Below are 26,369 nucleotides of genomic sequence, written 5' to 3' on the forward strand. Positions count from 1 at the left end.
TACCGTCACAACGGACCACCCAATTCAGCTCAGGGCGGTTATGCCTGCGGCTTGTTCGCCGGTCTCGTCACGCCGTCCCAGGGCTCCGCGGCGGCCGTGACACTGTTGTCTCCCCCACCTCTCGGCGTACCCCTCGAATTCCACCGGGGCCCCCGCAGATCGCAGGTCAAACGGGACGGACAACTCATCGCCACCGTCGCCGAGGCCGCCGGTGAACCGGCCGTGATCGACCCGCTCTCCCCGGCCGAGGCCGAGCAGGCCTCCCACGCCTTCCAGGGATTCACCGGTCACCCCTTCCCCACCTGCTTCGTCTGCGGCCACGAACGTCCCGCCGGCGACGGACTCGCCCTCACCCCCGGGCCCGTGGAGGGACGTCCGGGCACCGTCGCCTGCCTGTGGACACCCACGGACGAGCAGGCGTCCGGCGACGGCGGTATCCCCGACGAGCTGGTCTGGAGCGTGCTGGACTGCCCCGGCGGGTGGACCTGCGACCCGCGGACCGAGCCCATGGTGCTCAACCGGATGACCGCGGTGATCAGCCGTCGGCCGGTCCCGGGGGACCCCTGCGTCGTGGTGGGCGTCCTGCGGCGCAGACAGGGCAGGACGGCCGTCGTGGACACGGCCCTCTTCGACGCGTCCGGCCGGGAGGCCGGCCGGGCGTCGGCGGTCTGGGTGGCAGTGCCCGAAGGACTGCCCGCCTCCGCCTGACAGGCGCCCCGCCCCGCCCCGACAATCCAGCAGCCCGCCCTCGCACCGGTCCCGCCGTGCTGCCCTCCTTTTCCGCGGTGGTGCGCAAGAACTCGGTGGTGCGCAAGAACTCACAGAACGGACGGAGAATGTCGACGGAAACCCTAACCAAAGGATCATCCGGTACTGTGGCCACGGAATCCGTTCACGGCTTATTCGCGCAGCGAGCTGCTGCGGATCCGGACGCGGTGGCGATCAGTGCGCACGACGAGGAACTCACGTTCGCCGAGCTGGATTCCCGATCCGGCATCCTGGCCGACCGGCTCCGTGCCGCGGGGATCGGCACGGAGGACACCGTAGGAATCTGTCTGGAACGTTCAGCGGGGTTGATAGTGGCCCTGCTCGCCGTTCTCAAATCCGGCGGAAACTATCTCGGGCTCGACACCAAACAGCCCCGGGAACGCCACATCGCTCTCCTGGAGGATTCGGGAGCGAAGGTCGTCATCACGACATCCGACTTCGTCGAACGGCTCGGCCACTCGGCCACCACGCTCCTCCTCGACGCCGCCCCCGCGCCCACTCCCACGCCGCCCGCGACATCACCGCATCCCGCGACGTCCGCGCAGAACACCGCTTATATCGCGTACACCTCGGGATCATCCGGAAAACCCAAGGGTGTTTGTGTGCCCCACCAGGGGATCCTCCGCCTGGTGACGGATTCCGGATTCCTGGCGGTCCGGCCCGACGACGTCTTCCTCCACTTCGCTCCCGTCGCCTTCGACGCGTCCACCTTCGAGATCTGGAGCGCGTTGCTCAACGGCTGCCGTCTCGTGGTGGCACCCCCGGGCGACATCACGCCGGCGGACCTCTCCGCGTTCATCCGGAAGAACCAGATCACCGTGGCCTGGCTGACCGCGGGTCTGTTCCACGCCATGGTCGAGTCCGGCACCCAGAACCTGCGCGGGCTGCGTCACCTGGTGGCCGGCGGCGACGTGCTCTCCGCCGCGCATGTCGACCGCGCGTTGGGCGAACTGCCCCAGACCACCCTGACCAACGGCTACGGGCCGACCGAGAACACCACCTTCACCGCCTGCCACACCTTCACCGGTCCCGTGGCGGACGGCCCCGTACCGATCGGGCGGCCCATCCGCGGCACCACCGTGCACCTGCTCGACGACGCCTACGAGCCCGTTCCGGACGGAGAGGTGGGCCGGCTCTACGCGGCCGGACTCGGACTGGCCCACGGCTATCTGAACGCCCCCGCGCTCACCGCGGAACGGTTCGTGCCGGACCCCTTCTCCGACGTGCCGGGCGCGCGCATGTACGACACGGGCGACCTGGCCCGCCGCCGGCCCGACGGCACGCTCGAATTCCACGGCCGGGCCGACCAGCAGGTGAAGATCCGGGGCTTCCGCATCGAGCCCGGCGAGATCGAGGCCGCGCTGCGCGCTCACCCCGAGATCACCGACGCCGCGGTCGTCGCGCAGCCGGCGTCGGACACGGAACGCCGGCTGACGGCGTACTACGTCAGCGAAGAGGTCGTCACCACGGCCGAGTTGCGCCGTGACCTCGGGCGCGGCCTGCCCGCCTACATGATCCCGGCTCTCTTCGTCCGGCTCGACGCGCTCCCGCTGAACTCCAACGGCAAGGTGGACCGGGCGCGGCTCGCCGCGATGCCACGGCCCGAACGCCCCGAGATGATCAGCGAGTACCGCGCCCCCGCCACCGAGATGGAGACCTGGCTCACCGAACTCTGGGCCGACTTCATGGGGTTCTCCCCGGTGGGAGTCGACGACGACTTCTTCGAACTCGGCGGCCACTCCCTGATGGCGGCGCGCATCACCGGCGAGATCAGCGCCGAGTACGACGTGAACGTGCCCCCGGTGGCCTTCTACGAGCACCCGACGATCGACGAACTGGCGGCCTACCTCACCACGTTGACGACCGACCCCGAGAGCGACGGCACGCAGGCCGGGTGACCTCTTCCCCCTGGAGAGAGCGAGACCGATGAGAATCAGCACCCCCCACCCGGGCGGCCCCGGCAGCGGCATCGATCTGGACGCGGTGGACCTGTTCGACCCCGAGCTGTACGCCGTCGGCGACCCGCACGCGATCTGGACGGTCATGCGGGAACGTGCCCCGGTGCACCGCCAGACCCTCCCCGACGGCCGGTCGTTCTGGTCGGTGACGAAGTACCACGACGTCAACGACGTCCTGCGCGACCACACCCGGTTCACGTCCAACCGCGGCACACTGCTGTCCATCCTGGGCGGTACCGACCCGGCGGGCGGCAAGATGATGGCGGCGAGCGACCCGCCCGTGCACACCGCGATGCGTGAACCGCTGAACAAGGTGCTCTCGCACCGGGCCCTGAAGTCCCGCCAGCCGCAGATCCGCCGGGTGGTGCACCGGCTGCTCGCCCCGCTGCTGGACGGGGGCACCTGGGACGTGGCCGCGGCCTCCGCCGGCTTCCCGATGGCGTTCACCGGCACGCTGATGGGACTGCCCGAGGCCGACTGGCCACGGCTCACCCGGCTGACCACGATGGCTGTCGCCCCGGAGGACCACGATTTCCGGGAGACCACCGGAGACAGCACGCTGACCGCCGCTCACCACGAGCTGTTCGCGTACTTCTCCGGCCAGGTCAAGCGACGCGTCCGGCACGGTTTCGCCGAGGACGACCTGATCGGCTTCCTGACGGAACTGGAGGCCGGCGGCAGAAGGCTGCGCCACGACGAGATCGTCTACAACTGCTACAGCCTGCTCCTGGGCGCCAACGTCACGACGCCGCACGCGATCGCCGCCACCGTCCTCGCGCTGATGGAGCATCCCGAGGAGTACCGGCGGCTGCTGGCCGATCCGTCGCTGACGACCGGCGCGGTCGAGGAAGGGCTGCGCTGGGCCTCGCCGGCGAACCACTTCATGCGCTACGTCACCCAGGACATCACCCTGCGCGGCCAGGAGCTGAAGGCCGGGGACGCGGTGGTGGCCTGGCTGGGTTCGGCCAACCGCGACGAGGAGGTCTTCCCCGACCCGTTCCGCTTCGATGTGACCCGCTCCCCGAACCGTCACGTGGCCTTCGGGTTCGGGCCCCACTACTGCATCGGGGCGCCCCTGGCGCGCATCGCGCTGCGGCTGCTGTTCGAGGAGATCGTCGCCCTCGTCGAGGCGTTCGCTCCCGCCGGCCCCGTCGAACACCTCACCTCCAACTTCGTGGCGGGGATCAAGCGGATGCCCCTCACCGCGACCCTGCGCGAGGGCGCCGCGCGGACGCTGGCCGAAGCCGTCGCGGCGGACGGCCCGGTGCCGGCCTGACGCCCGCGCGGCCCTTCCTCCCACCTCCGAGAAAGCGATGTGGTCCATGCCTCCCGGCAGCCGCCCGAACAAGATGCTCCTGCGTCCGCCGAAACAGGACAGCGGAGCGAGGCTCTTCTGCTTCCCGTACTCCGGCCTGGGCGCGTCGATGTACAACAAGTGGCCCGACCAGGTGGACGGGGTGGAGATCTGCCGCGTGCAGCCCCCGGGCCGCGAGAACCGCTACCGCGAGCCCCACTACGGCACCTACGAGGAACTGGCCGAGCAGGTCACCGAGGCGCTGCTGCCGCACCTCGACCGGCCCTTCGCCTTCTTCGGCCACTGCGGCGGCGCCTTGCCCGGGTTCGCCACCGCACTGCACCTGGCGCGCGCCGGGCTGCCCACCCCGCACACGCTGTTCATCTCCTCCCAGGTCGCTCCGCACGACGGCCCCTTCGGGCGGTTCCTCCAGCTCACCAACTCGGAACTCGCCATCGAACTGGCCGAGTTGACGAGGGCCATGGGAGGTACTCCCAGCCCGGACATGATCCAGATGAGCCTGCGTGTCCTGCGGGCCGACATCACCGCCAACCAGCGGTACCACCTGACCGAACCGGTACTTCTGCCCTGCGCCGTCCACGTGATCGGATGGAGCGAGGACAAGGAGATCCGCCCGGAGCAGATGGGCGGCTGGCACGCGTACGCGGACGACGGGCGGTACGCCGAGACGACTCTGGAGGGCGGCCACCACGCGTTCCTCGACGCTCCCTCCGAACTCCTCACCACACTGACGGAGCGCCTGTGCTCCGCAGAGCCGTTCGGGTGAGCACGTCACCTCTCCCAACGGCTTCAACTCACCCTGTGAACGGCGGACTCTGACCACATGCCCCTTCCCCCTACGACCGCGTTGACCCGTGTCCCGGGATTCCGGCGCCTGTTGACCGGACGGACGCTGTCCGTGCTGGCCACCTGTCTCATTCCCACCGCATTGACCCTGGCCGTCATCCACTCGACCGGTTCGGCGGGCGACCTCGGGCTGGTGCTGGCCTGCGAACTGATCCCGCAGCTGGTGCTGCTGCCGATCGGCGGCGTCCTGGCCGACCGGCAGCCGCCCCAGCGGGTGGCGTTCGCCGCCGACCTGGTGCGTGGCCTGGTCCAACTGGCCATCGGCATCGAGCTGTTGGCCGGGACCGTGAACATCGCCCACCTCTCGGTCCTCTCCGTCATCACCGGCGCCGCCGTCGCCATCGGCACTCCCACGGTGTCGCCGCTGGTGACCGCCGTGGTTCCGCCGGAGGCCCGGCTCCGCGCCAACAGCCACCTCGGCACCGCACGGGGCATCGCGCTGGTCGCCGGCCCCGGCATCGTCGGTGTCATGGTCGTCACCATCGGGGTGGGCTGGTCGTTCGTGCTGACCGCGGTGCTGTTCCTCGTCGCCGCCACCACCCTGGGCGGCCTGAAGGTGACCCGGCACGAGCGCCCGGCCGGCCACAGCACCTTCCTCAAGGACCTGGCCGAGGGCTGGCAGGTGGTCCGTTCGCACCGCTGGTTCTGGACCAACCTCGTCGGCCACGGCATCTCCAACCTGACCGCGGGTGTGCTGATGACGCTCGGTCCGCTCATCGCGGTCCGTGAACTGGGGGGTGACACTTCCTGGGTCGTCACCTATCAGTGCGGCATGGTCGGCCTGCTGCTCGGCGCCTATCTGGCGCCCAGGCTGTCCATCCCACGGCCGCTGGTCGCGACCTCGCTCGGCGGCGCCGTCTTCGCCCTGCCGCTGCTCACGTTCGCGGTGCCCGCTCCGACCGCGGTGAACGCGGCGGCGTACTTCGTGGCGATGCTGGGTCTCGGCATCCTGAACACCGTGTGGCAGACCGTGATGCAGCAGCAGTTCGAGCCGCACACCCTGGCCCGTGCGGACTCCTACGACGCGCTGCTCTCCTTCGCCGCGCGCCCGCTCGGCCTGGCCCTGGCCGCCCCGGTCGCGGCCACGACCGGCAACGCCGCCGTTCTGGTGGTGGCGGCCGTCCTGGTCGGCGCCGGCAGCCTCGGCCTGCTGGCGCTGCGCGAGGTGCGCACGATGGGGTTCGTCACCCATGAGGAGACCGTGCCCGAGACGGTGACCGCGGCGGAGACGGCGGACGATCACTGACCGCCCCCGACGGGGCCCCCGGCACGACACCGGTGGTCGCACCCTGACGGTCCGCCCGCGTACAGCCGCGGGCGGACCGTCCGGTCATTCACCTGGGGGCGTGCCGGGTCGCCGTGGCCGTCCCCGGGCCGCGCCCGTCCTCACTTGCCGTTGACGTCCGAGGTGTCGACGGCGAAGCGGCCGGCCGCCCAGGCCATGGCCCGGCCGTTCTGCTCGAAGATGGTCCTGTTGACGTTGGCCAGCGTGTCGCACGCCTGGTGGTAACAGGGGTCGAGCATCTCGCCCACCGTGCCGCCGAACACCTTGGCCTGCTCGGGAGTCTTCACCGCGTCGGAGCCGGCGTTGACCCCGCCCGCCGGGATGCCGGCGGCGATGAAGGGCGAGTGGTCGGACCGGCCGTCCAGCACCAGTCCCGCGGTCGGCAGTCCCCGGTCGGCGAAGTATCCGCCGATGAGCCCGGAGATCCGGTCCGACCCCGCCGGGCCCGGACCGTCCGCGGTCCGGCCGTTGTAGACCTGCCGCAGGAAGTTCGGGGAGCCGATCATCTCCAGGTTGAGGTAGAGGGCGGTCCCGCTCCTGTCCGCGTCGTTCAACTGGTCGACGTAGTACTGGGAGCCGGAGATCCCCTTCTCCTCGGCGGCCCACCACGCGAAGCGGACCCGGTTCTTGACGTGCTTCCAGTACGGCGCCATCTCCACCGCCGTCTCCAGCAGCATCGCGGAGGCGGCCGCGTTGTCGTTCATGCCCGGGGTGGTGTCCACGCTGTCGATGTGCGCGCCCATGACCACGGTGTTGTCCGCACGGCCCGACGGGGTGTCGGCCAGCAGGTTGTAGGTCTTGGTCATCTTGTTCCGGCCCCGCAGATCGACGTTCACGGTGACGGGCCCCGCCGCGATGTCGGCTTTCAGCTGCTCGGCCTCACCCCGGTTCAGCGTCGCGATCGGGATACGGGCGTCCTCCGGCGGCACCATGCGGTAGCGCAGGTTCAGCTGGGGGTTCGGAGCGTTGACGTTCATGAGCACGGCCACCGCGCCCATCTCCGACGCCGTGATCTGCTTCTGGGTGATGAAACAGTCGTTGACGTCGACCAGGACGATCTTGCCCTTGACGTCCTGACCGGCGTAGTCGTTCGCCGTACAGCCGGTGGACTTGCCCGACGGGACCACGACGGGGGCCGTCAGTCCGCCTTCGGGCGTGGAGATCGAGAAGCGCGCGATGATCGGCGTCAGCGTCCGGGGATTCGGCGCCGTGACCGACGCCTTCTCCGAGAAGATCTCGTAGTCGAGGAAGGAGAACTCCTGCCGCTTGACCTGGTAGCCGGCGGCGGTCAGCGTGCGGGTCAGGTACTCCGTCGACGCGTCGTACCCGGGTGAGCCGTCGGCCCGGTGCCCGCCGTTCGCCGCCGTGGCCTCGGATATGGCCTCCAGGTGACGCCAGGCCTTCTCACCGGTCACAGCCTGCGACATCTTCTTGGCCAGGATGTCCGCTGGCATGTCTGAGACCTCGCTCCGGTCGGGGAGGGACCACCCCGCGAGAAGCAGAACGGCCCCTGCGGCCAGAAAGGCCCGGGCCCGGATGTGTAAACGATTCCGTCGCGGAAAACTCGTCATGAAACCGTCGACTCCTTTTCGTGTCGCATGCCCCGCCCTCGGAATGGGGCCGAGGCCCGGCAGAGGCGGCTGGAGGAGAGTTCGGCGGGATTCGGGGCGTGAAGAAGACGCACGGGGACGTTTCCCCGTGCACGCCCGTGCCTGGACCCCCGTGCCTGTACCCCCGTACCTGCGCCCCCGTACTGTCCGCCCGATTTCCCGAGACATAGGCACGTTCGCCGCGAGCGCGACGTTCATCCGTACGATTGTTCGAGATCGGGCGCTAGGACCATACCCTGTGGTACGTGAGTAACGCCTGAGGAACAAGGGGTTGGCTCGATCCCTGCGGTGCTGTCTGCTTTTCAACCAGTGCGGAGGACACGGAAGCGGTCGGGGTGCGCCGGGTCCCGGTCGACGACTTGGATGGGCGCCCCGTCCCACTGCCACACGCTGATGATTCGGCGGTGCGCGTCCGGTCCGCGCCGGGAGAGAGCGCAGCACATCGGCCAGGACGACGACCGTGTCGTAGCCCTCGAAGGCGACGAAGGAGGGCGGTTCGGCCGGCCGCTCGCGCAGGGCCCTCCCGACGCGTGCGCCCAGCGGGGTCAGGCACTCGGGCAGGTACCGCGGGAACGGGATCCCGGCGCCGTCCTCGCCCAGCGACGTCGCCCATCCGGCGGACTCCGGTTGCCCGGCCGGAGCGCCGATCGTCATCCCGGAGAGGCGCCGGTCGCGGCGGACGGACTCGACGATCGGCACCGCCGGCTCCGGGTGGCCGACCAGGAGGAGCAGGGTCGTCGCGGAGCCGCAATGCCTGGTGATTCGCGGCCGTCTCGTCTCGCCGTGGCCGGCGCCCCCGGGTGTCCATGCCGGGCAGTGCATCCACCACCGCCGCCGACCGGCAACCGGTTGTCTGTTCGCCGGGCCGCACGAACCTGCTTCGGGCCACCGAGCGGACCTCAGGCGGCCATGTCTCCCGCTGGCCGCCGTGCGTCCGACAGCCCGTGCACCAGCCACTCGCGGGGTGTCATCCCGTAGGCGTCACGGAAGGCACGGCTGAAGTGAGCGGCGCTCACGAAGCCCCACCGCCGCGCGATGACCGCCACTCCGGTCTCCAGTGCGCGGGGGCGCAGGAGGTCACGGCGGCACCGCTCCAGGCGCTGCGCCCGGATCCATCCGGCCACCGTGGTTCCCTCCTGCTCGAAGATCTTGTGCAGGTAGCGCACCGACATGAAGTGAACGGCGGCGATGGTGCGTGGGGAGAGGCCGGGGTCGGCGAGGTTCCTCATGATGTGGTCCTTGACGCGCACCAGCGTGGCCGCGGCCGTCGCCGAGTGCGGCCGGGACAGACGGCCGCGGCGCTCGTCGACGAGCAGGGCCAGCAGATCCAGCGCGGTGACGGCGAGCCGGCGGCCGACGGCGTCGTCGACGTCGGCCGCCACGCGCGCCAGGCCCGCGACGTACTGGGCCAGGACGGCCGCACTCCCCTCATTGCCGGTGAAGGTGGTCGCGGTCAGCGACCGCAGGTCCTCGTGCCGCACGGAAAGCACTTCGCGAGGAAAATGGAAGGATGTGAAAGCGAAGGGCTCGTGGAGCGTTTTCCTGAACGCGCGGGAGGAATCCGAGAGGGAGAACTGGCCGGGCCGGACCACGCATTGCCGCCCGTCCTGTTCTTTCATCGCGGTACCGCGCTCCTGGAGAGTGAGGATGATGAATTCCTGATCCTCGCCGGTTATCAGGCGGCTGCTCCGCGTCACCGTTTGCGGCCCCGCCCGGACACGGGAGATCCGCAGGACGCCGAGCCGGTCGCTGACGATGTCGCCGGGTGACGGCTCCTCCTCAAGGAGATCGACACCGAGCGGCATGAAGGTGTTCGTCACCGCCTCGTGCCAGCTCTCCACCCGGTCGGCGGCGGACAGCTCCGCGGTGGACACAATGACGGGCATCGATCTTCCTCAACAGGTCGTGCGGTGAACAGGAGGCTGCGGCCGGCATTGGGCCCACCCTGACCCGTGATGGCTGGAATGTCCACCCAAGAGCGGGTCATGTCCCTGCCCCCGCTTTTCCAGCGGTTCCGCCCGGCCCCGGCCCGAGTGGTCAAGCCCCCGCCGTGGCCCGAGACTGGAGGAAGAGCCCCCTTGCTCCTCCGGCGGCGGGTCATATCGCGCAGGAGATGACGTTGACTTCCTTCTCACCCGGCTTCCGAGGGCGACCCCGCGCGTTGACGGAGCGGCTGCCGCCCGGCCAGTATCCGACCGAGTCGTTCCCCGTCCTGTCGGCCGGTCCCACTCCGCGGGTGCCGACCGAGAACTGGTCGTTCACCGTCACCACGGAGCTCGGCGAGACGCGCAGCTGGACCTGGGACCAGATGATGGCCCTGCCCCAGCAGGACACGGTGACGGACATCCACTGCGTCACCCGCTGGTCCAAGTTCGACACGCGCTGGCGCGGGGTGTCACTCGACGCCTTCTTCGAAGGGCTGGAGACGACCGCGGCACACGTGGTGGCCGACAGCTACGGCGGCTACACCACCAACCTTCCGCTCGCCGACCTTCTCGGCGGCAGGGCGTGGATCGCCCACACCTACGACGGCTACGCGCTCTCACCCGAGCACGGCGGGCCGGCGCGGCTGCTGGTCCCGCACCTGTACTTCTGGAAGTCGGCGAAGTGGGTGCGCGGACTGCGGTTCGCGCACGAGGACGACCCGGGCTTCTGGGAGTCCGCCGGTTACCACAACTACGGCGACCCCTGGCGCGAGCAGCGTCACTGGGGCGACTGACCATGGCTCTCGCCTGGCTGCCGGCACGGCTGGTCGGGCGCCGCGCGCAGAGCGCGACCGCCCGCACCCTGGTGTTCACCGTGCCCGGCTGGCCCGGCCACCTGCCCGGCCAGCACGTCGACGTGCGTCTCACGGCCGACGACGGCTACCAGGCCGTCCGCAGCTACTCCCTGGCCGCGCCCGCCGACGACGACCGGCTGGAACTGGGCGTGCAGGCCGTGGCCGACGGCGAGGTCTCGCCCTACCTGGCCGACCACCTGCCGCCGGGCGAGGAGGTCGAGGTGCGCGGACCGCTCGGCAACTGGTTCGTGTGGCACCCGGAGCGGACCGAACCGGTGCTCTCGGTGGCGGGCGGTTCCGGTGTCGTACCGCTCATGTCCATGATCCGCGCCCACCGCTCGGCCGGCTCGCGCGGCCTCTTCCAACTGGTGTACTCCGTGCGCGATCCCGAGGACGTCTGGTACCGGGAAGAACTCGCCGACGGCGGCCCGTCCCTCGACATCCGGTTCATCCACACCCGTCGGACCCCGCCCGGCACCTCCCGCGCGCCCGGCCGCATCACGGCGGCGGACCTGCGGGAGCCGACGGCCCGCCTGGATCCGGTGAGCCCCGTCTACGTCTGCGGTCCCACCGGATTCGTGGAGACCGTCGGCGAGCTGCTCGTCGAACTGTTCGCCGGCCAGGGGAAGGAACCCGCGACCATCCGCACCGAACGCTTCGGCTGACCCTTCTGCTCAGGACAGGGGAGATTCTCATGTCAGACCCCGCCGCCTTCCTCGACGGCAACAGTCTTGCCGGTCCGTTGTCGGAGATCCTCTCCGTGGAGCCCACCACGGCCTGGTGGCGGTGCCCGAACTGCCGGCGGTCCGGGACTCTGGCGCAACTGCACCTCTACGGCCCGGAACCAGGGATGACCGCTCGCTGCCCGGGATGCGCCTATGTCGCGCTGCGCCTGGTCAAGGAGGAGGATCACATCTGGCTGACCCTGGGCAGCGGGAGCGGCGCCTTCCGGTTCCGCACCGCCTGAGGGGCGACGCGGCGGCACCAGCCGCGCGCACCCGAGAAGCTCCTGCGTGTCGCCGTTGGGACATGTCGCAGCTGTGACAGCTCATGCCCGTGACAGCTCCGGCCTTCTCACCAAATGATTTCGGACAGTTGTGATCTACGGCTGTTCGAAAGGTGTTTCCCCGATGGCAAAGTTCCGCCCCATGGCGGTGATATCAACAGGGTTGATACTGCTCGCTGGAGTCGTACCCACCACCGCCGTGGCGCGGACGGCGACCAGCGGTACCGTCGCTCGTCCCGCGTCCGAGGCGGGGGCTCGCTCCACGACCGTACGGCTGATCACCGGGGACCAGGTGACCGTGACGTCGTTGCCCGGCGGACGGCGCACCGCGTCGGTGCGGCCCGGCCCCGGTCGCGAGCACATCCCCTTCGAGACGCTCGAAGAGGACGACAAGTCGCTGACCGTGCTCCCGTGGGACGCCGAGGGCTTGGTGTCCGCGGGCACGCTGGACCGCCGGCTGTTCGACGTGACCGCGCTGATCTCGCAGGGCTACGACGAGGCACACACCTCCGCGCTGCCGTTGATCGTCTCCTCCGAGCCGTCCCGGGAGGGGGCCAGGGTCACCGCCGAGGCGGCACGGGCCGCGGCGGCCACCGCCGACCGGCTCGTGGCGCTCAACACCCCGGGGACCCCCTCCCGGAACCTGCCGAGCATCCACGCACGGTCGCTTCGGGTCGCCGACCGCCGACTGGGGGCCTTCTGGAAGACGTTGAACCCCGGCGGCGAAGCCGGTGTCGCCCGTGCCGCGCTGACCCCCCGGGTGTCGCTGGACGGCAGGGTGAAGGCCGTGCTGGACCGCAGCACCGCGCAGATCAACGCCCCCACCGCCTGGAAGGCGGGTGACGAGGGCCAGGGCGTCAAGGTGGCCGTGCTCGACACGGGTGTCGACGCGAGCCATCCCGATCTCGCCGGCCGCATCACGGAAGCCGTGGACTTCTCCAACAGTGCCAACACGGACGACCACTTTGGGCACGGCACGCACGTCGCCTCGATCGTCGGCGGCAGCGGCGCCGCGTCGGGCGGGACCCGTCGGGGCGTGGCGCCCCGGGCCGACCTCCTCATCGGCAAGGTCCTGGGCGACGACGGCTACGGCACCGAGTCGGCCGTCATCGACGGCATGCAGTGGGCGACGCGCGAACACGCCAAGGTCGTCAACATGAGCCTGGGGTCGGGGTCTCCGACCGACGGCACCGATCCGCTCAGCCAGGCTGTCGACTCCCTGACCGCGTCCAGCGGCACGCTCTTCGTCGTCGCGGCGGGCAACGAGGGGGAGACAGGTCCGTCCAGTGTCAGCTCGCCGGGTGCGGCCGACGCGGCGCTGACCGTGGGGGCCGTCGACCGTGACGACTCCGTCGCCCCGTTCTCCAGCCGCGGCCCGCGCCTGGGCGACGGCGCGGTCAAGCCCGACGTGACCGCCCCCGGAGTCGGCATCATCGCCGCCCGCGCGTCCGGCACCACGCTGGGCGACCCGGTCGACGCGCACTACGTCGCCCTGTCGGGGACCTCCATGGCCACCCCGCACGTCGCCGGCGCCGCCGCGCTCCTGGCCCAGCGGCACCCGGACTGGGACGCCCAGCAGCTCAAGGACGCCCTGATCAGCACCGCGCACACCGTGCCCCACACCCAGGTGACCGAACAGGGCGGCGGCCGTATCGACGTGGCCACGGCCATGGGTCCTGTCCGGGCCGGCGGTTCCGTCTCCCTCGCCCCGCTGACCACCGGCGGCTCGGGAGGGCGGCAGCAGGCGGCCACCGTTCGCTACACCAACTCCGGCGACCGCCCGGTCACGCTCTCCCTGGCCCTCGGCCTGGCCACCGAATCCGGGCGCGCGCTGCCGGACGGGGTGGTGGGCCTCGGCTCCGACACGGTGCGGCTCGGCCCCGGCGCCACGGCCGAGGTGCCGCTGAGCACCGACGCCCGGAACGCGGTCCGCGGCAACTACTACGGGTACCTCACCGCGAAGTCGGCGGACGGCGCCGTACTCACCCACACCACCGTCTCCCTCGCGGTCCACGCCCCGCGGCACCGGCTGACCGTGTTCTACCGCGACCGCGACGGCAAGGTGATGCCGGACTGGCTGCCCATGATCTGGGGCCCTGACGGATTCGTGGACTACGCGGACAGGCAGGCCCACGTCGCCCTCGTGGAGGAGGGCACGTACTACGTGAGTTCGGCCTTCTCCGACATGACCGATCACGGCGGCGAGGCGGGCACCGTCGTCGCCCCCGAGGTCAAGGTCACCAAGGACCGGACGGTGACACTGAACGCCGCCGAGGCCACCCAGGTGCACATCCGCACACCACGCCCGGCCGAGCAGCACGGCATCCTCAGCACCACCGTGTACCGCCGGATCGACGGTCACGGACTGGTCCAGGGAGTCATGTACTTCGACGACGTCACACGCCTCTACGTCAGCCCGACCTCCCGGGTGACCGACGGCGCCTTCGAGTTCTCCTCGCGCTGGCAGATGGTTGCCCCGCAACTGCGGGCGAAGGTCTCCGGCGGCTCCCGGGAGTTCGTCCCGTTCTACGAGCCCGACTCCTCCGTCTTCCCGGACCGCGGCGCACGGCTGACCGCCATGGACGCGGGCACGTCGTCGGCGCCCGACTTCCGCCACGCACGCGGGAAACTCGCCGTCGTACGGTACGACTTCTCCGTCACCGAGCCGGAACTCGCCCGGTCCGCCGCGAAGGCCGGGGCCAAGGCGCTGCTGATGGTGTGGCCCGAGGAGCAGGCCAGCGCCTGGACCCGGTGGCAGCCGACCGGTGACCGGACGGCTCTGCCCAGCATGCGGGCCTCCTGGAAGGACGGCACCGCCCTGCTGGAGCGCGTCGAGAAGGGCACCACGACGGTGGCGTTCTCCGGCACGGTGCGCAGCCCGTACCTGTACGACGTGATGCAGGTGTCGAAGGACTTGGTCCCCAAGCAGGTCGTGCACACCGTCTCGGAGCGGGAGAGCGCCGTGGTGCGCAGCACGTACACCCGCACCGGTGCCGCGCTGTGGGCCAGCGAGCAGCGTTTCGGGTGGCGGCCGTACCAAGAGACCGCGTGGAACCAGTACAGCCGCTACGTCCCGGTGGGCCGGGAACGCGTCGAGTACGTGACCGGCGGGGACACCCTGTGGAACCACGTCGTGCACCACGACGTCGTCGACGTCCCCGACCTGCCGCTGGCGGCCGGCATGCGGAACGCGCCGCGTACCTACCGTCCCGGCCGGCACGTCACGGAGCGGTGGTTCGGAGCGCCGGTCCGCCCCTCCATCCCCCGCGGCTGGACCCGGCCGTCGGTCCGCAACGGCGACACCCTGACCGTGTACGTCCCGGAGTTCACCGATTCCGACGCCGGCCACTGGTCGTTCGCGGAGACGAGTGGCTTCGGCGTCGGCCGGGCGACCGCCGCCGACGACGTCGCATCGGCGGTGCTGTACCGGAACGGCGAGCAGACCGCGGTCTCCGACGACGGAGCGTGGGGCAGTTTCGAAGTGGCCCCGGGTGATGCCCGGTACCGGCTGGACCTGACGACCGCCCGTGTCTCGGACGACTGGCACCTCGGCGTGCGCACGCGCACCTCGTGGACGTTCCGCTCGGACACCACGGCCGATGCCGCCCCGCTGCCGCTGCTCCAGCTCGACTACGACGTACCGGTCGACGCGCAGGGTGCCGTGAGCCGGGCACGCGCACATCGACTGGGCCTCACCGTCCGCATGCAGGACGGCATGGCCGCCCCGCGCGGCGTGCGCCTGAAGGCCGAGGCGTCGTACGACGACGGGAAGACCTGGACCACGGCGCGCACCGAACGGCACGGCGACGGCCGGCAGTTCACGGCCACCGTGGAGCGGCCGTCGAAGGGACGCGGTGACGCTTACGTGACACTCCGCGTGACCGCCACGGACTCCGCCGGCGACAGCGTGCGCCAGACCGTGGAGCGGGCGTACCTGCACCGCGGTACGGCGTGACGCGCGGACGCGGCTGACCCGCTCGTGCGGTCAGTCGGCGCGGCGGGTGCCATGCCCATGGTGGGCCTGGCACCCGCCGCGCCGGTGCAGGGGCGGGACGACTTCACCGTGGCAGCGATCGGCGCCCGCCTGTGAACGGCGGGCCCATGGGGCGCGTACCGGTGTCCTGGACCTCCGGGCGGGCCCGTTCACAGCCAGCCGCGTCGCGACGCCTGCCAGGCCAGTTGCATACGGGTCACCGCGCCGGCGCGCTCCATCATGCCTTGGATGCGGCGCTGGACCGTCCGGCGGCTCAGCCCCATCTGCGAGGCGATCGCCTTGTCGGCGACCCCCGCCACGAGCAGCGACAACAGCTTGCGGTCGGTGGCCGAGAGCGAGTCGCCCGGACCGGCCCCGTCGGTCCCGGCGAGCGTGCCGGTGCCGTCGATGTCCAGGGGGACGGCGTCCTCCCAGTAGCGGTCGAACAGGGCGAGGAGGGCCGCGAGCAGGTTGCTGTCCCTGACCAGCGCCGTGGTCGGCTCTTCCGGGCTGCCGTGCGGCCCACCGGCCACGAGGGGGAAGACGGCGACGGAGCGGTCGGCGATGGCCAGGCGCAGCGGCAGGTGCGGTACGGCACGAGCCACCTCGCCGGCCCGTACACCCGCCACGACGTTCTCCAAGGCACCCTCGTCGTCGAAGAACGCCTTCTCGTACAGCACTCGGTAGCGCACGCCCCGGGCCAGCGCCTCGAACTCCTCGGCGTTGGTGCCCGACGGCATGGCCACGTACTGGGCCTTGCAGAACCACAGCATCTCGTGGCGCGCGCTCGACTGGATCTGCCGGAGCTGCTGGCGCAGGGCCTCCGCCCCGGTGATCACCTCCAGCAACTGGCCGGCGTCATGCCTGCGCATCGTCTCCCGGTAGGACTCGATGAGCCGTGCGGCCTCGAACCGGGCCACGTCCAGCGCGTCGGCGCTGCGCTTCAGCCGGGGCAGCAGTGCCACCTCCGGCGGAGCGGGACGGAACACCCGGGGTGTGCCGTCCGTATGGGTGGCGAGGCCCTTGGCGACGAGTGAGTCCAGGATCCGCCCGGTCTCCGCGTCGGTCAGGCCGGCCCGCTGGGCGATGTCCTCGCTGGTGGCCCGACCGGACGTCACGAGCATCTGGTAGAGGGATTCCTCCTCGGGCGGGACGCCAGCCACCTCCAGCGCCACGGACGCCTCCCGGAATCTCGGAATCCAACGGTTGAAGATCGTACATGGGGGTGCCGGGGCGGCGCGTGGAGCACGTACGGGGTGAACCGGCGGGGTGCCGGGCCGTGACCGGTCCGAGGCCGTGGCGGGGCCCCGTGGGGACCGCGAGCGGTGCCGGTACCAGCCTGGGCCCATGGCGCACGAGGGGGACTTCCGGGTCGGTGACGTACTGTCGGTGGCCTGCGCCTTCACACCGGCCAGAGTCGAACGGGGCCTTGCCTGGGGACACGTGTCGGTGCGGTGGCCATGGTGGCGCGTCGACACCGGCAGCGCGTTCTTCCACTGGAACGGGGTCGTCGCCCTGGGGGTGGACACCGGCGGGTACGCGGGCCCTGAGACGGAGTCGGAGTTGTTCCGGACCGACCCGCCGCCCGAGCACCTGAAGGCGGGAGACATCTGCCGGGTCGGAGTGCCGCCGACCGTGGTTCACGTCACCGCCGTCGACCACCACGACCCGCCCCTGGAGACGGGCTGGCTACCGCGCCCCCGGCTGACCGTGAGCGTGCTGCGCCGGGGGCTGTCCCATCGGGAGTTCCCGGACGAGAGCCACCTCGATGGTTCGGGGTACACCCTTCAGCCGGGCGACGGTATCCCGTTCTCCTTCGAGCTGTTGATGCGGCCGTACGCGTTTCTCCGGCCGGGCGACGAGGTCGCCGACGCCGCGGGGCGGGCCTGGCGGTTCGGCGGGCCGTGGGACTGGACCGCCTTCGACGGAGCGGGAGCCGGCGCGGGCCCCGAGTGGCCGCTCGTGCTGCTGACCCGTGCGGGGGTGCCGTGCCGCGTCGCCGACGCGGAGGCGGTGACCGCGGGCACGGCGACCGGCTCCCACCAGGAGACGGTCCGGCACTGGACGTCCCTCACCGACGCCTCGCCCACGCCTCGCCCCGCGACGCCGGGATGATCCGAACGACAGGGCTCGGTGGGCCGCCCTGCCGTTCGCCGGTCGGCCGTGCGGTTGGCTGGGGCCGGCACGGATCGAACGATGCGCAGTCCTTGGGGCCATACGGTGCAGAGCGACGACGTTCCACCGGTACCGGATGCGGCGTGGCTGGAGGAGCGGCTGGGTGAAGGCTCGCTCCGGCGACCGGACGAGGCCGCTCTGCCGGCCGGCTGACGGATGCCGGGTCCAGGGAGTGCCCTCTGCCACCGCCGGCCGGGTGATCGCCCGGCCCGCCTCGCCCGCCCCGCCCGCCGCGACCGGCTGTGGTCGTGGCTGCGAGGCCGGGACGGGTCAGTTGTGTCCGGCCATGACGCCGCCGTCGACGTCCCGGACGGCGCCGGTGACCCGGTCGGTCTGGTCCGACAGGAGGAAGGCGACGGTGGCGGCGACGTCGTCGGGGGTGCCGGTGCGGCCCAGGGGGTGGAAGGTGTTGAACCCGACGGCCTCGCCGTGGGCGGCCGGGGTGGCTGCCGCCTCCTGGGCGCGGGCCTGCGTACGGCCGGTGACGACGGTGCTGCCGGCGCCGAGGACGTGGTGGGCGACGGCGTGGCCGATGCCGCTGGTGCCGCCGATGACGACGACCTCGTGACCGGTGAAGTGGTGCTCCCGGTTCGATGAGCCTGGCGGTGGTCAGGCGTAGGGGTTGAGGACGAGGTAGCCGTCGATGCGGCCGAGCCGGTCCGAGGAAGGGTCGGGCGGAAGCGCGTGGCCGAGGTTGCCGGCACGGACCTCGCTGATCCACTGGTCGTGCTGGTACTCGTGATTGATGAGCGCGACCAGCAAGTGGTACGCGACGACGGTCAGTTGGGCGGGGGCGCCGACCCTGCCCGCGGCGATGTCGCCGAGGCGGGCGTGGACGCGTTCGGCGACGGTGTCACGGAAGGCGGTGAGCCGTTCGACGGTGGGCAGCGCGCCGCGGAACTTCTCCGGGTTCGCCGAGTCCATGAGCCCGTCCAGTTCCGGGTCGGGGCTGGGCTCGGCGGCGGTGAGGTTGCGGATCATGAAGTGGGCGACGTGCGCCTGATGGCCGAGATGCCAGCCGATGGCACTGGAGTTCTCGTGCGGACGCCAGGTCACCTCGTCGGGGGTGAGGTCTTTCCACAACTCGTCGGTGTAGGCACGGGCGCGGTCGTACTCGCGCAGCAGTGCGTTGAGTTCGTGCATGGATCCACCAGTCGGTGTTCTCGGGAGGAGGGGTGGGTCTTGACCCGCTCGCCACGGTGGCGCGGGGGGGGCGCTGTCCGGGGTGCTGAGGAGGCCAGGATGTCGCCGTGGTGGTGCCTTACTCGATGAGCGGGACGGGAGCGGCGCGGTGTTCCCCGCGACGTGCCTGCCACGTTAGGCACTCCAGGGCGGGGCCGGTAGAGGATCCCGGTGAATCTGCCTGTAAGGAACGTGTACGGCTAGCGGGCGGCGGCGAGGCTGTCAGCGGCAGGCCGCCCCTCGGCCCCCTCGTACGAAGCCCTTCGTACGGCACCGCGGGAACCCCTTCCGACGCACCGTACGAAGCCCTGTCCGGCCGTGCCCGGCCTTCCCCGTGCACGGCGACACATCACCCCGGGAGAGACATGACCAGCACCGCACCCGCCGGTACGACGGCCCACATACGCGACCCCGCGCAGGCACAGCGCCGTATCCTGCGCGTCCTGGTCGCGTCCCAGGTCCTCAGCGGCGCGGGCCTCGCCGCCGGCGTGACCGTCGGTGCCCTCCTCGCCCAGGACATGCTCGGTTCGACCAGCCTCGCCGGTCTGCCCAGCGCCCTGCTCACCGCCGGATCCGCGTTCACCGCGGTGGCCGTCGGCCGCGTCTCCGACAAGCACGGCCGCCGTCCCGGTCTCGCCGCCGGGTACCTCACCGGTGCCGTCGGCTCGGCCGGCGTCATCACCGCCGCCGTCCTGGACAACCCCGTCCTGCTGTTCATCGCCCTCTTCGTCCACGGCGCGGGCTCCGCCACCAACCTCCAGGCCCGCTACGCCGGAGCCGACCTCGCCCACCCCGGTCACCGGGCCCGGGCCGTCTCCACGGTCCTGGTCGCGACCACGCTCGGCGGTGTCGCCGGTCCCAACCTCGCCGCTCCGACCGGCACGTTCGCCGCACACCTCGGCATCCCGAACCTCGCCGGCCCCTTCATGCTGTCCGGCGCCGCCTACGCGCTGGCCGCGCTCGTTCTCGCCCTCCGGCTGCGCCCCGACCCGCTGCTCCTGGCCCGCGAGGTCGCCGTGGCCGAGGAAGCCGGTGCGCCCGCGCACCCGGCCGCCGCGGAGGCCGTCGACCGGGGCGAGGGGCGCGGAGGCGTCGTCCTCGGCGCGCTGGTCATGGTCCTCACCCAGCTCGTCATGGTGGCGATCATGACCATGACGCCGGTCCACATGCACGACCACGGGCACGGCACCGCCACCTCCGGCCTCGTCATCGCCCTCCACATCGGCGCGATGTACCTGCCGTCGCCGCTGACCGGCCGGCTCGTCGACTGCTACGGCGGCATGAAGGTCGCCGCCGCCTCCGGCATCACCCTGCTGGCGGCCGGCGTGCTCGCCGCCGCGGCGCCCGGTGACTCCGTGGCCCTCCTGGCGCTCGCACTGGCCCTGCTGGGACTGGGCTGGAACTTCGGCCTCGTCTCCGGTACGGCGATCATCACCGACACCGTGCCGCCGGCCACCCGCGCGAGGACCCAGGGCGTGGTCGACGTCTCCCTCGCCATCGCCGGCGCCACCGGCGGCATGGCCTCCGGCATCATGGTCGCCGCCGCCGGCTACCCCGCCCTCGCCCTCACCGGCGGCCTCCTCTCCCTCGCCCTCCTGCCCGCCGTCGCCGCCAGCGCCTACCGTCGATGAGCCCTGTGAGCCAGGAGATCCCCGCGCCGGACACCACCGTCGACGGCACCGGCCATTCCCGGCGCGGCGGCGTGACGTTCGCCCATCGCCGTCCGACACCGATCACATCTGCAACTACCCTGCGGATTCGGGTCGAGCTCCCACCCACCTCGCCACGGTCGGCCGACCCGACGTGCCACGCCGCAGGAGTGCCGCATGGCGGGATCTCGCCGCCGTAGGACCCCCGTTCAAGCCCTCCACACCCGCACAGTCCCCACGCGGCACCCCCGAGCCACCCGCACGCACACGTATGACGACCGCACACTTCCCTCATTCGCTCCAGCCATGATCCACCAGAACCCGTCACAAGACGGCGGAAGCGGTCGGACATCGATCCATGTATCAGGGGTTGACATGAGCCGCTGCGCCATCGAGCCTTTGGCAACGTTGTCATTGCTTCTGCGGCAGACCCGGAGAGGTCCGGACTGCACCGCTTTTGATGGGACGTCACGCTCATGACAGATCAGTCGGATCCGTCGCGCCATCCGTCGCGACGGGCCATCGTCACCACGGGTACCACCCTGCTGGCCGGGTTCGGCCTGGGTTCCGTGCTTCCCGCCGCGACCGCCGTCGCCGCGCCCGACGGCGCGCCGGTGGGCTCCGCCGCCTCCCCCGGTGAGCTGGCGCTCCACCGGCCGGTCTCGGCCTCTTCGACGGCCTACGCCGCGACCCCCGGGTCCTTCGTCGTCGACCGCCTCTCCTCCCCCGGTGTCAAAGGCAGCGGCTGGCGTGCCGAGGGCGGCGATCCGCAGTGGATAGCCGTCGACCTCCAGGCGGCCTGCGAGGTCACGCGGGTCCGCCTCACCTTCGAGGCCGACGCCTCCGACCCGGTGTACACGCCGCCGACCACCGGCAATGTGCACAGCGGCACCACCGGAGACGAGATCCAGTCGAGCTTCTCGCTGGTCTTCGTGGTCGAGACGTCCGTGGACCACGAGTCCTGGACGACGGTGTACAGCACCACGTCCGGGACCGGTGGCGTCGTGGACGTCCCTCTTCCCCGCCCGGTGTCCGCGCGCTGGGTGCGCATGACCTCGCGGAAGCGCTCCAGTCCGCTGCCCCTCGGCCTCAACGGCTTCGAGGTGTACGGCACCGCCAAGGGCCACCGTCCCTCGGCCACCGGCTGGACCGACTGGGGCACCCGGCACGACGAGGCACCGGCGCTCACGGTCGCGGACGACGGGACCGTGCCCGTGGAGTCGGGCTGGCGGCTCACCATGGACGACTGGGCCGGCACGGACGGCGCCGGCCTGTCGAAGACGTCCGTCGACACCAGCGGCTGGCTGCCCGCGACCGTTCCCGGCACCGTGCTCGGCTCGCTCGTGGAGCAGGGCAAGCTGCCCGACCCGGTGGCGGGTCTGAACAACCTGCACATACCGGAGGCGTTGTCGCGCCACTCCTGGTGGTACAAGCGGGACTTCGCGTTGCCGCGTGGTCTGCGCACCGGCGCCGGCCGGCACGTCTGGCTGGAGTTCGACGGCGTCAACCACAAGGCCGACGTGTGGCTCAACGGCAAGCAGGTGGGCGACCTGACCTACCCGTTCGCGCGGGCCGCCTTCGACGTCACCCGGCAGCTCGCCGAGAGCGGCGAGAACGCGCTCGCGGTGAGGATCACGCCGATGCCGGTCCCCGGCAGCCCCGGTGACAAGGGTCCGCTGGGCGAGTCCTGGGTGGACGCCGGCGCGCCGCAGATGAACCTCAACTCCCCGACGTACCTGGCGTCCTCGGGCTGGGACTGGATGCCGGCCGTACGCGACCGCGCGGCGGGCATCTGGAACCACGTCCGGCTGAGATCGACCGGGCACGTCGTCATCGGCGACCCTCGCGTGGACACCGTCCTGCCCTCCCTGCCGGATGTCTCGGTGGCCGAGCTGACCGTCGTGGTGCCGGTGCGCAACGCGGACACCGCCGACCACCAGGCGACGGTCACGGCCGCCTTCGACAAGGTACGGGTGTCGAAGACGGTCACCGTGAAGGCGGGCGAGAGCCTGGACGTCGTCTTCGCCCCTGACGCCTTCGGCCAGTTGAGGCTGCGCGACCCCCGGCTGTGGTGGCCGAACGGCCTGGGCGAGTCCCACCTGCACGACCTCACGCTCACCGCCTCGGTCGGCGGCCAGGAGAGCGACCATCGCACCACCCGCTTCGGCATCCGCCAGTTCGGCTACGAGTACGACGTACCGCTCGCGTTCACGGCGTCCGGCGACGCCTACACGCAGACCGTGACCTTCGACCGGCAGCAGGCCCGGCACGTCCGCATCCGCTGCCTGACGCGGGCCACCTCGTGGGGCAGCTCCCTGTGGACCCTGTCCGTGCGGGACAGCACCCAGCCGGGCACCGACCTCGCGCTGAACGCCCACGCCGACGCGTCCAGCACCGATCAGGACAGCAACCGCGCGGCCAATGCCACCGACGGTGACGCCGGCACGCGCTGGTCCTCCGCCTACGAGGACGACCAGTGGATCAGCGTCGACCTCGGCTCCGTCCAGTCCTTCGACCGGGTCGACCTCACCTGGGAGCAGGCGTACGCGAAGACCTTCGTCGTCCAGGTCTCCTCGAACGGCTCGGACTGGACCGATGTGAAGTCGGTGGACAACGGGGCGGTGCCGCTGCCGTTCAACAACGGCAACGCCAGCCTCCAGATCGAGGACTTCGACCGGCGGACCGCACGCTATGTCCGCCTCGACTGCGGGCTCCGCAATACCAGTTGGGGCAATTCGTTGTGGTCGCTCTCCGTCGTCGACCGCAGTGAGCCCGGCACCGACCTCGCCCTGCGCCAGAAGGCCACCGCCTCCACGGAGGAGTCCGACCACCCGGCGTCGAACGCCACCGACGGGGACCCGAACACCCGCTGGTCGTCCGCCTACGAGGACCACCAGTGGATCGAGGTGGACCTCGGCTCCCCGCGGACGTTCGACCGTGTCGCCGTCGTCTGGGAGACCGCGTACCCGAAGTCGTACACGATCCAGGTGTCCGACGACGGCGAGCGGTGGACCGACGTCAAGTCCGTGTCGAACACGCCGGACCCGCTGAAGATCAGCGTCAACGGCGTGCGCGTGCTGGCTCGCGGCGGCAACTGGGGCTGGGACGAACTGCTGCGCCGGATGCCGCCGGAGCGCATGGACGCGGCGGTGCGGATGCACCGGGACATGAACTTCACCATGATCCGCAACTGGCTCGGCAGCAGCGACCGGGAGGAGTTCTTCGCCGCCTGCGACCGGCACGGCATCCTGGTGTGGAACGACTTCCCCAACGCGTGGGGCATGGACCCGCCGGACCACGACGCCTTCAACGCGATCGCACGGGACACCGTGCTGCGGTACCGCATTCACCCGTCCGTGGTGATCTGGTGCGGCGCGAACGAGGGCAATCCCCCGGCCGCCATCGACAAGGGGATGCGCGAGGCGGTGGAGCAGCAGGTGCCCGGCGTGCTCTACCAGAACAACTCGGCGGGCGGCATCATCACGGGCGGCGGCCCCTACGGCTGGGTGGAACCGGAGAAGTACTTCGACCCGATGACGTACGGCAGCCATGACTTCGGTTTCCACACCGAGATCGGCATGCCCGTCGTCTCCACGGCGGAGAGCACCCGCAACATGACGGGCGACGAGCCGGAATGGCCGATCCGGGGTGCGTGGTATTACCACGACTGGAGCGAGCGCGGGAACCAGGCGCCGCAGAACTACAAGGCCGCCATCGAGGCCCGCCTGGGCGAGTCCGGCGACCTGGACGACTTCGCCCGCAAGGCGCAGTTCGTCAACTACGAGAACACCCGCGCCATGTTCGAGGCGTGGAACGCCAACCTGTGGGACAACGCCTCGGGTCTGATGCTGTGGATGTCCCACCCGGCCTGGCACAGCACGGTCTGGCAGACGTACGACTACGACTTCGACGTCAACGGCACCTACTACGGCGCCCGTTCGGCCTGCGAGCCGCTGCATGTGCAGGCCGATCCGGTGAAGTGGCGGGTCATCGCGGTGAACCACACGTCGGCGGACCTGCGGGGCGCCACCGTCACCGCCCGGCTGTACGACCTGTCCGGCCGGCAGCTCGGCGGCAGCAGGACCGCCCGGGTGGACGTGGAACGGGCGGCCACCGCCGAGGCGTTCACCGCCGCGTGGACGGACGGGCTGCCGGACCTGCACCTGCTGCGCCTGACGCTGGAGGACTCCCGGGGCAGGGAACTGTCGCGGAACACCTACTGGCGCTACCGCGAGGCCGCCGCGCTGCGGGGGCTGAACAAGGTGAAGCAGGTCAAGCTCACGGGTGCGATCACCGGCTGGTCGCGCTCCGGCGACCGCCAGGAGCTGACGGCTGTGATCCGCAACCAGGGCTCGGCGGTGGCCGCCATGGTCCGGCTGTCGCTGCTGGAGGACGCGCACGGCCGCCGGGTGCTGCCGACGCTGTACAGCGACAACTACCTGTGGCTGCTGCCCGGCGAGTCCCGGACCGTCCGGCTGTCCTGGCCGAAGGGGGCCAGCTCGGCACGGCGCCCGGTGCTGACGGCCGAGGCGTACAACAGCCCGGCCGCGACGCTGCGCGGCTGAGCCACTGCGCGCACCGGGCCGCCGCCCGGACCCGGCCTCCGCCGGGTCCGGGCGGCGGCCACGCGTCCGGCGCGGCTTGACGGTGCTCGCACCGGTGGCCACCGGGAGGAGCAGGGTCAGGGCGCGCGGGAGCCGCCGTGATGGCCGGCGCCGGTGGTGCCTGACGGGCACCAGTCGACGCAGACGCCCCGAGGCAGTTCATGCCCATCGGGTATCACAGACGGCGGAAGAGGTCTTGGACGGGCATCCGTCCCCGGGCTCAGGCTGGTCAGCGAAGTCAGCGAGCGAGCTACGGAGACAGGAGCCATGGCCATGAAGATCTTCCTCACCGGCGGGTCCGGATACATCGGCAAGGCCACGATCAGTGCGCTGATCCGCCACGGACACACCGTCGAGGCGCTGGCCCGCACCGACCGCGCCGCCGAAACCGTCGCCTCCCTCGGGGCGACGCCTGTGCGCGGCGGGCTGGGGGATCTCGGTGTGCTGAACGCGGCGGCCCGCGCGGAGGCGGTCGTCCACCTGGCGCAGGCCGGGACCGGGGACGAGGACCTCGCGGCGGCCACCGCCATGCAGGACGGCATCGGCGCAGGTACCTACGTGCACACCGGCGGCACCTGGGTCTACGGCGACACGGACGGGGTCGTGGACGAGACCGCCCCCTGGAACCCGCCGTCCCTGGTCGCCTGGCGCAAGCCGGTGGAGGACGCCGTCCTGGGGCGCGCGCAGCAGGGCGGCCGTCCCGTCCTGGTGCGGCCCGGTCTGCTGTACGGCGGCGAGAACCGCCTGATCGACCTCTTCTACGCCGTCCCGGGCAAGGAGGCGGGCGCCGTTCCGTACATCGGCGACGGTGCGAACCGCTGGGCGCTGGTGCACATCGAGGACATCGCGGAGCTGTACGCCGCCGCCCTGAAGGCGAAGCCCGGTTCCGTGTACGTCGGTGTGGGCGGCGTGAGCCCCACCGCCAAGGAGTGCTCGCTGGCCGTCGCCCGCTCCGTCGGCCTCGACGGCAAGGTCGCCTCCATCACGCTGGAGCGGGCCCGTGAGCGGATGGGCCCGGTAGCGGACGCCTTCGCCCTGGACCAGCGGCTCACTCCGGCACGCGCCGAGGCCGAGTTGGGATGGACCCCCGCGCACACCGACCCGCTGGCCGTCCTCGCCGGCGAGCGGTGATCCCGGTCAAGGACAAGACGGGCACCCGACCGCGGAGGCGGCGGGCACCTTCCGTGACGGCTCGCCGTAGCCGGAACGGGTAGATTCG

18 protein-coding genes are annotated in these 26,369 nt (G+C 71.3%); 13 read left to right on the forward strand and 5 right to left on the reverse strand.

What is annotated here, in order from left to right; genetic code table 11:
• Positions 1-105 precede the first annotated feature (105 nt).
• The 5 genes from IE273_RS12220 to IE273_RS12240 all read left to right on the forward strand — a co-directional run bounded on the left by IE273_RS12220 (position 106) and on the right by IE273_RS12240 (position 6,133).
• Positions 106-708: a hotdog fold domain-containing protein gene (locus IE273_RS12220; protein WP_229887183.1), complete on the forward strand. Its 603-nt coding sequence runs from the start codon at positions 106-108 to the stop codon at positions 706-708.
• A gap of 128 nt (positions 709-836) precedes the next feature.
• On the forward strand, positions 837-2,666 hold the full coding sequence (locus IE273_RS12225) for a non-ribosomal peptide synthetase (protein WP_268257502.1): 1,830 nt from the start codon (positions 837-839) through the stop codon (positions 2,664-2,666).
• 28 nt (positions 2,667-2,694) lie between these two features.
• Positions 2,695-4,002 carry a cytochrome P450 gene (locus tag IE273_RS12230; protein ID WP_189815156.1) on the forward strand — a complete coding sequence of 436 codons (1,308 nt, stop codon included), beginning with the start codon at positions 2,695-2,697 and terminating at the stop codon, positions 4,000-4,002.
• A 46-nt stretch (positions 4,003-4,048) separates the two neighbouring features.
• Positions 4,049-4,807 carry a thioesterase II family protein gene (locus IE273_RS12235; protein ID WP_229887185.1) on the forward strand — a complete coding sequence of 253 codons (759 nt, stop codon included), beginning with the start codon at positions 4,049-4,051 and terminating at the stop codon, positions 4,805-4,807.
• A 57-nt stretch (positions 4,808-4,864) separates the two neighbouring features.
• Positions 4,865-6,133, forward strand: a complete 1,269-nt coding sequence (locus tag IE273_RS12240) for an MFS transporter (RefSeq protein ID WP_229887186.1) — start codon at positions 4,865-4,867, stop codon at positions 6,131-6,133.
• A 140-nt stretch (positions 6,134-6,273) separates the two neighbouring features.
• Here the strand turns inward: IE273_RS12240 and IE273_RS12245 are convergent, their stop codons facing one another.
• Complete coding sequence (locus IE273_RS12245) at positions 6,274-7,626, reverse strand: M28 family peptidase (RefSeq protein WP_189815158.1); 1,353 nt, start codon at positions 7,624-7,626, stop codon at positions 6,274-6,276.
• A gap of 1,055 nt (positions 7,627-8,681) precedes the next feature.
• Positions 8,682-9,668 carry an AraC-like ligand-binding domain-containing protein gene (locus IE273_RS12250; RefSeq protein WP_189815159.1) on the reverse strand — a complete coding sequence of 329 codons (987 nt, stop codon included), beginning with the start codon at positions 9,666-9,668 and terminating at the stop codon, positions 8,682-8,684.
• A 227-nt stretch (positions 9,669-9,895) separates the two neighbouring features.
• Between IE273_RS12250 and IE273_RS12255 the strand changes: the two genes are divergently transcribed.
• The 4 genes from IE273_RS12255 (at position 9,896) to IE273_RS12270 (ending at position 15,522) form a co-directional block, all read left to right on the forward strand.
• The gene (locus tag IE273_RS12255; protein WP_229887187.1) at positions 9,896-10,501 is read left to right on the forward strand and encodes a sulfite oxidase-like oxidoreductase; all 606 of its coding nucleotides are present in this window, start codon (positions 9,896-9,898) and stop codon (positions 10,499-10,501) included.
• A gap of 2 nt (positions 10,502-10,503) precedes the next feature.
• Positions 10,504-11,226 carry a ferredoxin reductase gene (locus tag IE273_RS12260; protein ID WP_189815160.1) on the forward strand — a complete coding sequence of 241 codons (723 nt, stop codon included), beginning with the start codon at positions 10,504-10,506 and terminating at the stop codon, positions 11,224-11,226.
• Positions 11,227-11,255: 29 nt separating this feature from the next.
• Entirely contained in the window at positions 11,256-11,528 is a 273-nt protein-coding gene (locus IE273_RS12265; protein ID WP_014670476.1) for a DUF6510 family protein, read from the forward strand.
• Positions 11,529-11,691: 163 nt separating this feature from the next.
• Positions 11,692-15,522 carry a S8 family peptidase gene (locus IE273_RS12270; RefSeq protein WP_229887188.1) on the forward strand — a complete coding sequence of 1,277 codons (3,831 nt, stop codon included), beginning with the start codon at positions 11,692-11,694 and terminating at the stop codon, positions 15,520-15,522.
• A 188-nt stretch (positions 15,523-15,710) separates the two neighbouring features.
• Here IE273_RS12270 and IE273_RS12275 read toward each other — a convergent pair whose 3' ends face one another.
• Positions 15,711-16,715, reverse strand: coding sequence for a helix-turn-helix transcriptional regulator (locus IE273_RS12275; RefSeq protein ID WP_189815161.1), 1,005 nt, complete (start codon positions 16,713-16,715; stop codon positions 15,711-15,713).
• Between the two features lie 172 nt (positions 16,716-16,887).
• On the opposite strand from IE273_RS12275, the gene IE273_RS12280 reads away from it, so the two are divergent.
• Positions 16,888-17,655 carry a hypothetical protein gene (locus IE273_RS12280; RefSeq protein ID WP_189815162.1) on the forward strand — a complete coding sequence of 256 codons (768 nt, stop codon included), beginning with the start codon at positions 16,888-16,890 and terminating at the stop codon, positions 17,653-17,655.
• A 330-nt stretch (positions 17,656-17,985) separates the two neighbouring features.
• Here IE273_RS12280 and IE273_RS45105 read toward each other — a convergent pair whose 3' ends face one another.
• Both IE273_RS45105 and IE273_RS12295 read right to left on the reverse strand, forming a co-directional pair.
• On the reverse strand, positions 17,986-18,267 hold the full coding sequence (locus tag IE273_RS45105; protein ID WP_373309333.1) for an SDR family oxidoreductase: 282 nt from the start codon (positions 18,265-18,267) through the stop codon (positions 17,986-17,988).
• 57 nt (positions 18,268-18,324) lie between these two features.
• On the reverse strand, positions 18,325-18,858 hold the full coding sequence (locus IE273_RS12295; RefSeq protein ID WP_189815163.1) for a DinB family protein: 534 nt from the start codon (positions 18,856-18,858) through the stop codon (positions 18,325-18,327).
• A gap of 404 nt (positions 18,859-19,262) precedes the next feature.
• Between IE273_RS12295 and IE273_RS12300 the strand changes: the two genes are divergently transcribed.
• From IE273_RS12300 to IE273_RS12310, 3 genes are all read left to right on the forward strand, one after another.
• Positions 19,263-20,528 (forward strand): MFS transporter, encoded by a 1,266-nt coding sequence (locus IE273_RS12300; protein WP_189815164.1) that lies wholly within the window; start codon positions 19,263-19,265, stop codon positions 20,526-20,528.
• Positions 20,529-21,022: 494 nt separating this feature from the next.
• Positions 21,023-25,111 carry a discoidin domain-containing protein gene (locus IE273_RS12305; RefSeq protein ID WP_189815165.1) on the forward strand — a complete coding sequence of 1,363 codons (4,089 nt, stop codon included), beginning with the start codon at positions 21,023-21,025 and terminating at the stop codon, positions 25,109-25,111.
• 312 nt (positions 25,112-25,423) lie between these two features.
• On the forward strand, positions 25,424-26,281 hold the full coding sequence (locus IE273_RS12310) for an NAD-dependent epimerase/dehydratase family protein (RefSeq protein WP_189815344.1): 858 nt from the start codon (positions 25,424-25,426) through the stop codon (positions 26,279-26,281).
• Positions 26,282-26,369: the final 88 nt, after the last annotated feature.

It is taken from the genome of Streptomyces olivaceoviridis (genome assembly GCF_014650115.1).
Taxonomy (GTDB): Bacteria; Actinomycetota; Actinomycetes; order Streptomycetales; family Streptomycetaceae; genus Streptomyces; species Streptomyces olivaceoviridis.

Excerpts from the sequence above, each read along its gene's own strand:
- IE273_RS12225 (WP_268257502.1), top strand. The coding sequence starts at position 837 with ATGTCGACGGAAACCCTAACCAAAGGATCATCCGGTACTGTGGCCACG.
- IE273_RS12230 (WP_189815156.1), top strand. The coding sequence starts at position 2,695 with ATGAGAATCAGCACCCCCCACCCGGGCGGCCCCGGCAGCGGCATCGAT.
- IE273_RS12235 (WP_229887185.1), top strand. The coding sequence starts at position 4,049 with ATGCCTCCCGGCAGCCGCCCGAACAAGATGCTCCTGCGTCCGCCGAAA.
- IE273_RS12240 (WP_229887186.1), top strand. The coding sequence starts at position 4,865 with ATGCCCCTTCCCCCTACGACCGCGTTGACCCGTGTCCCGGGATTCCGG.
- IE273_RS12245 (WP_189815158.1), bottom strand. The coding sequence starts at position 7,626 with ATGCCAGCGGACATCCTGGCCAAGAAGATGTCGCAGGCTGTGACCGGT.
- IE273_RS12250 (WP_189815159.1), bottom strand. The coding sequence starts at position 9,668 with ATGCCCGTCATTGTGTCCACCGCGGAGCTGTCCGCCGCCGACCGGGTG.
- IE273_RS12255 (WP_229887187.1), top strand. The coding sequence starts at position 9,896 with ATGACGTTGACTTCCTTCTCACCCGGCTTCCGAGGGCGACCCCGCGCG.
- IE273_RS12260 (WP_189815160.1), top strand. The coding sequence starts at position 10,504 with ATGGCTCTCGCCTGGCTGCCGGCACGGCTGGTCGGGCGCCGCGCGCAG.
- IE273_RS12265 (WP_014670476.1), top strand. The coding sequence starts at position 11,256 with ATGTCAGACCCCGCCGCCTTCCTCGACGGCAACAGTCTTGCCGGTCCG.
- IE273_RS12270 (WP_229887188.1), top strand. The coding sequence starts at position 11,692 with ATGGCAAAGTTCCGCCCCATGGCGGTGATATCAACAGGGTTGATACTG.
- IE273_RS12280 (WP_189815162.1), top strand. The coding sequence starts at position 16,888 with ATGGCGCACGAGGGGGACTTCCGGGTCGGTGACGTACTGTCGGTGGCC.
- IE273_RS12295 (WP_189815163.1), bottom strand. The coding sequence starts at position 18,858 with ATGCACGAACTCAACGCACTGCTGCGCGAGTACGACCGCGCCCGTGCC.
- IE273_RS12300 (WP_189815164.1), top strand. The coding sequence starts at position 19,263 with ATGACCAGCACCGCACCCGCCGGTACGACGGCCCACATACGCGACCCC.
- IE273_RS12305 (WP_189815165.1), top strand. The coding sequence starts at position 21,023 with ATGACAGATCAGTCGGATCCGTCGCGCCATCCGTCGCGACGGGCCATC.
- IE273_RS12310 (WP_189815344.1), top strand. The coding sequence starts at position 25,424 with ATGAAGATCTTCCTCACCGGCGGGTCCGGATACATCGGCAAGGCCACG.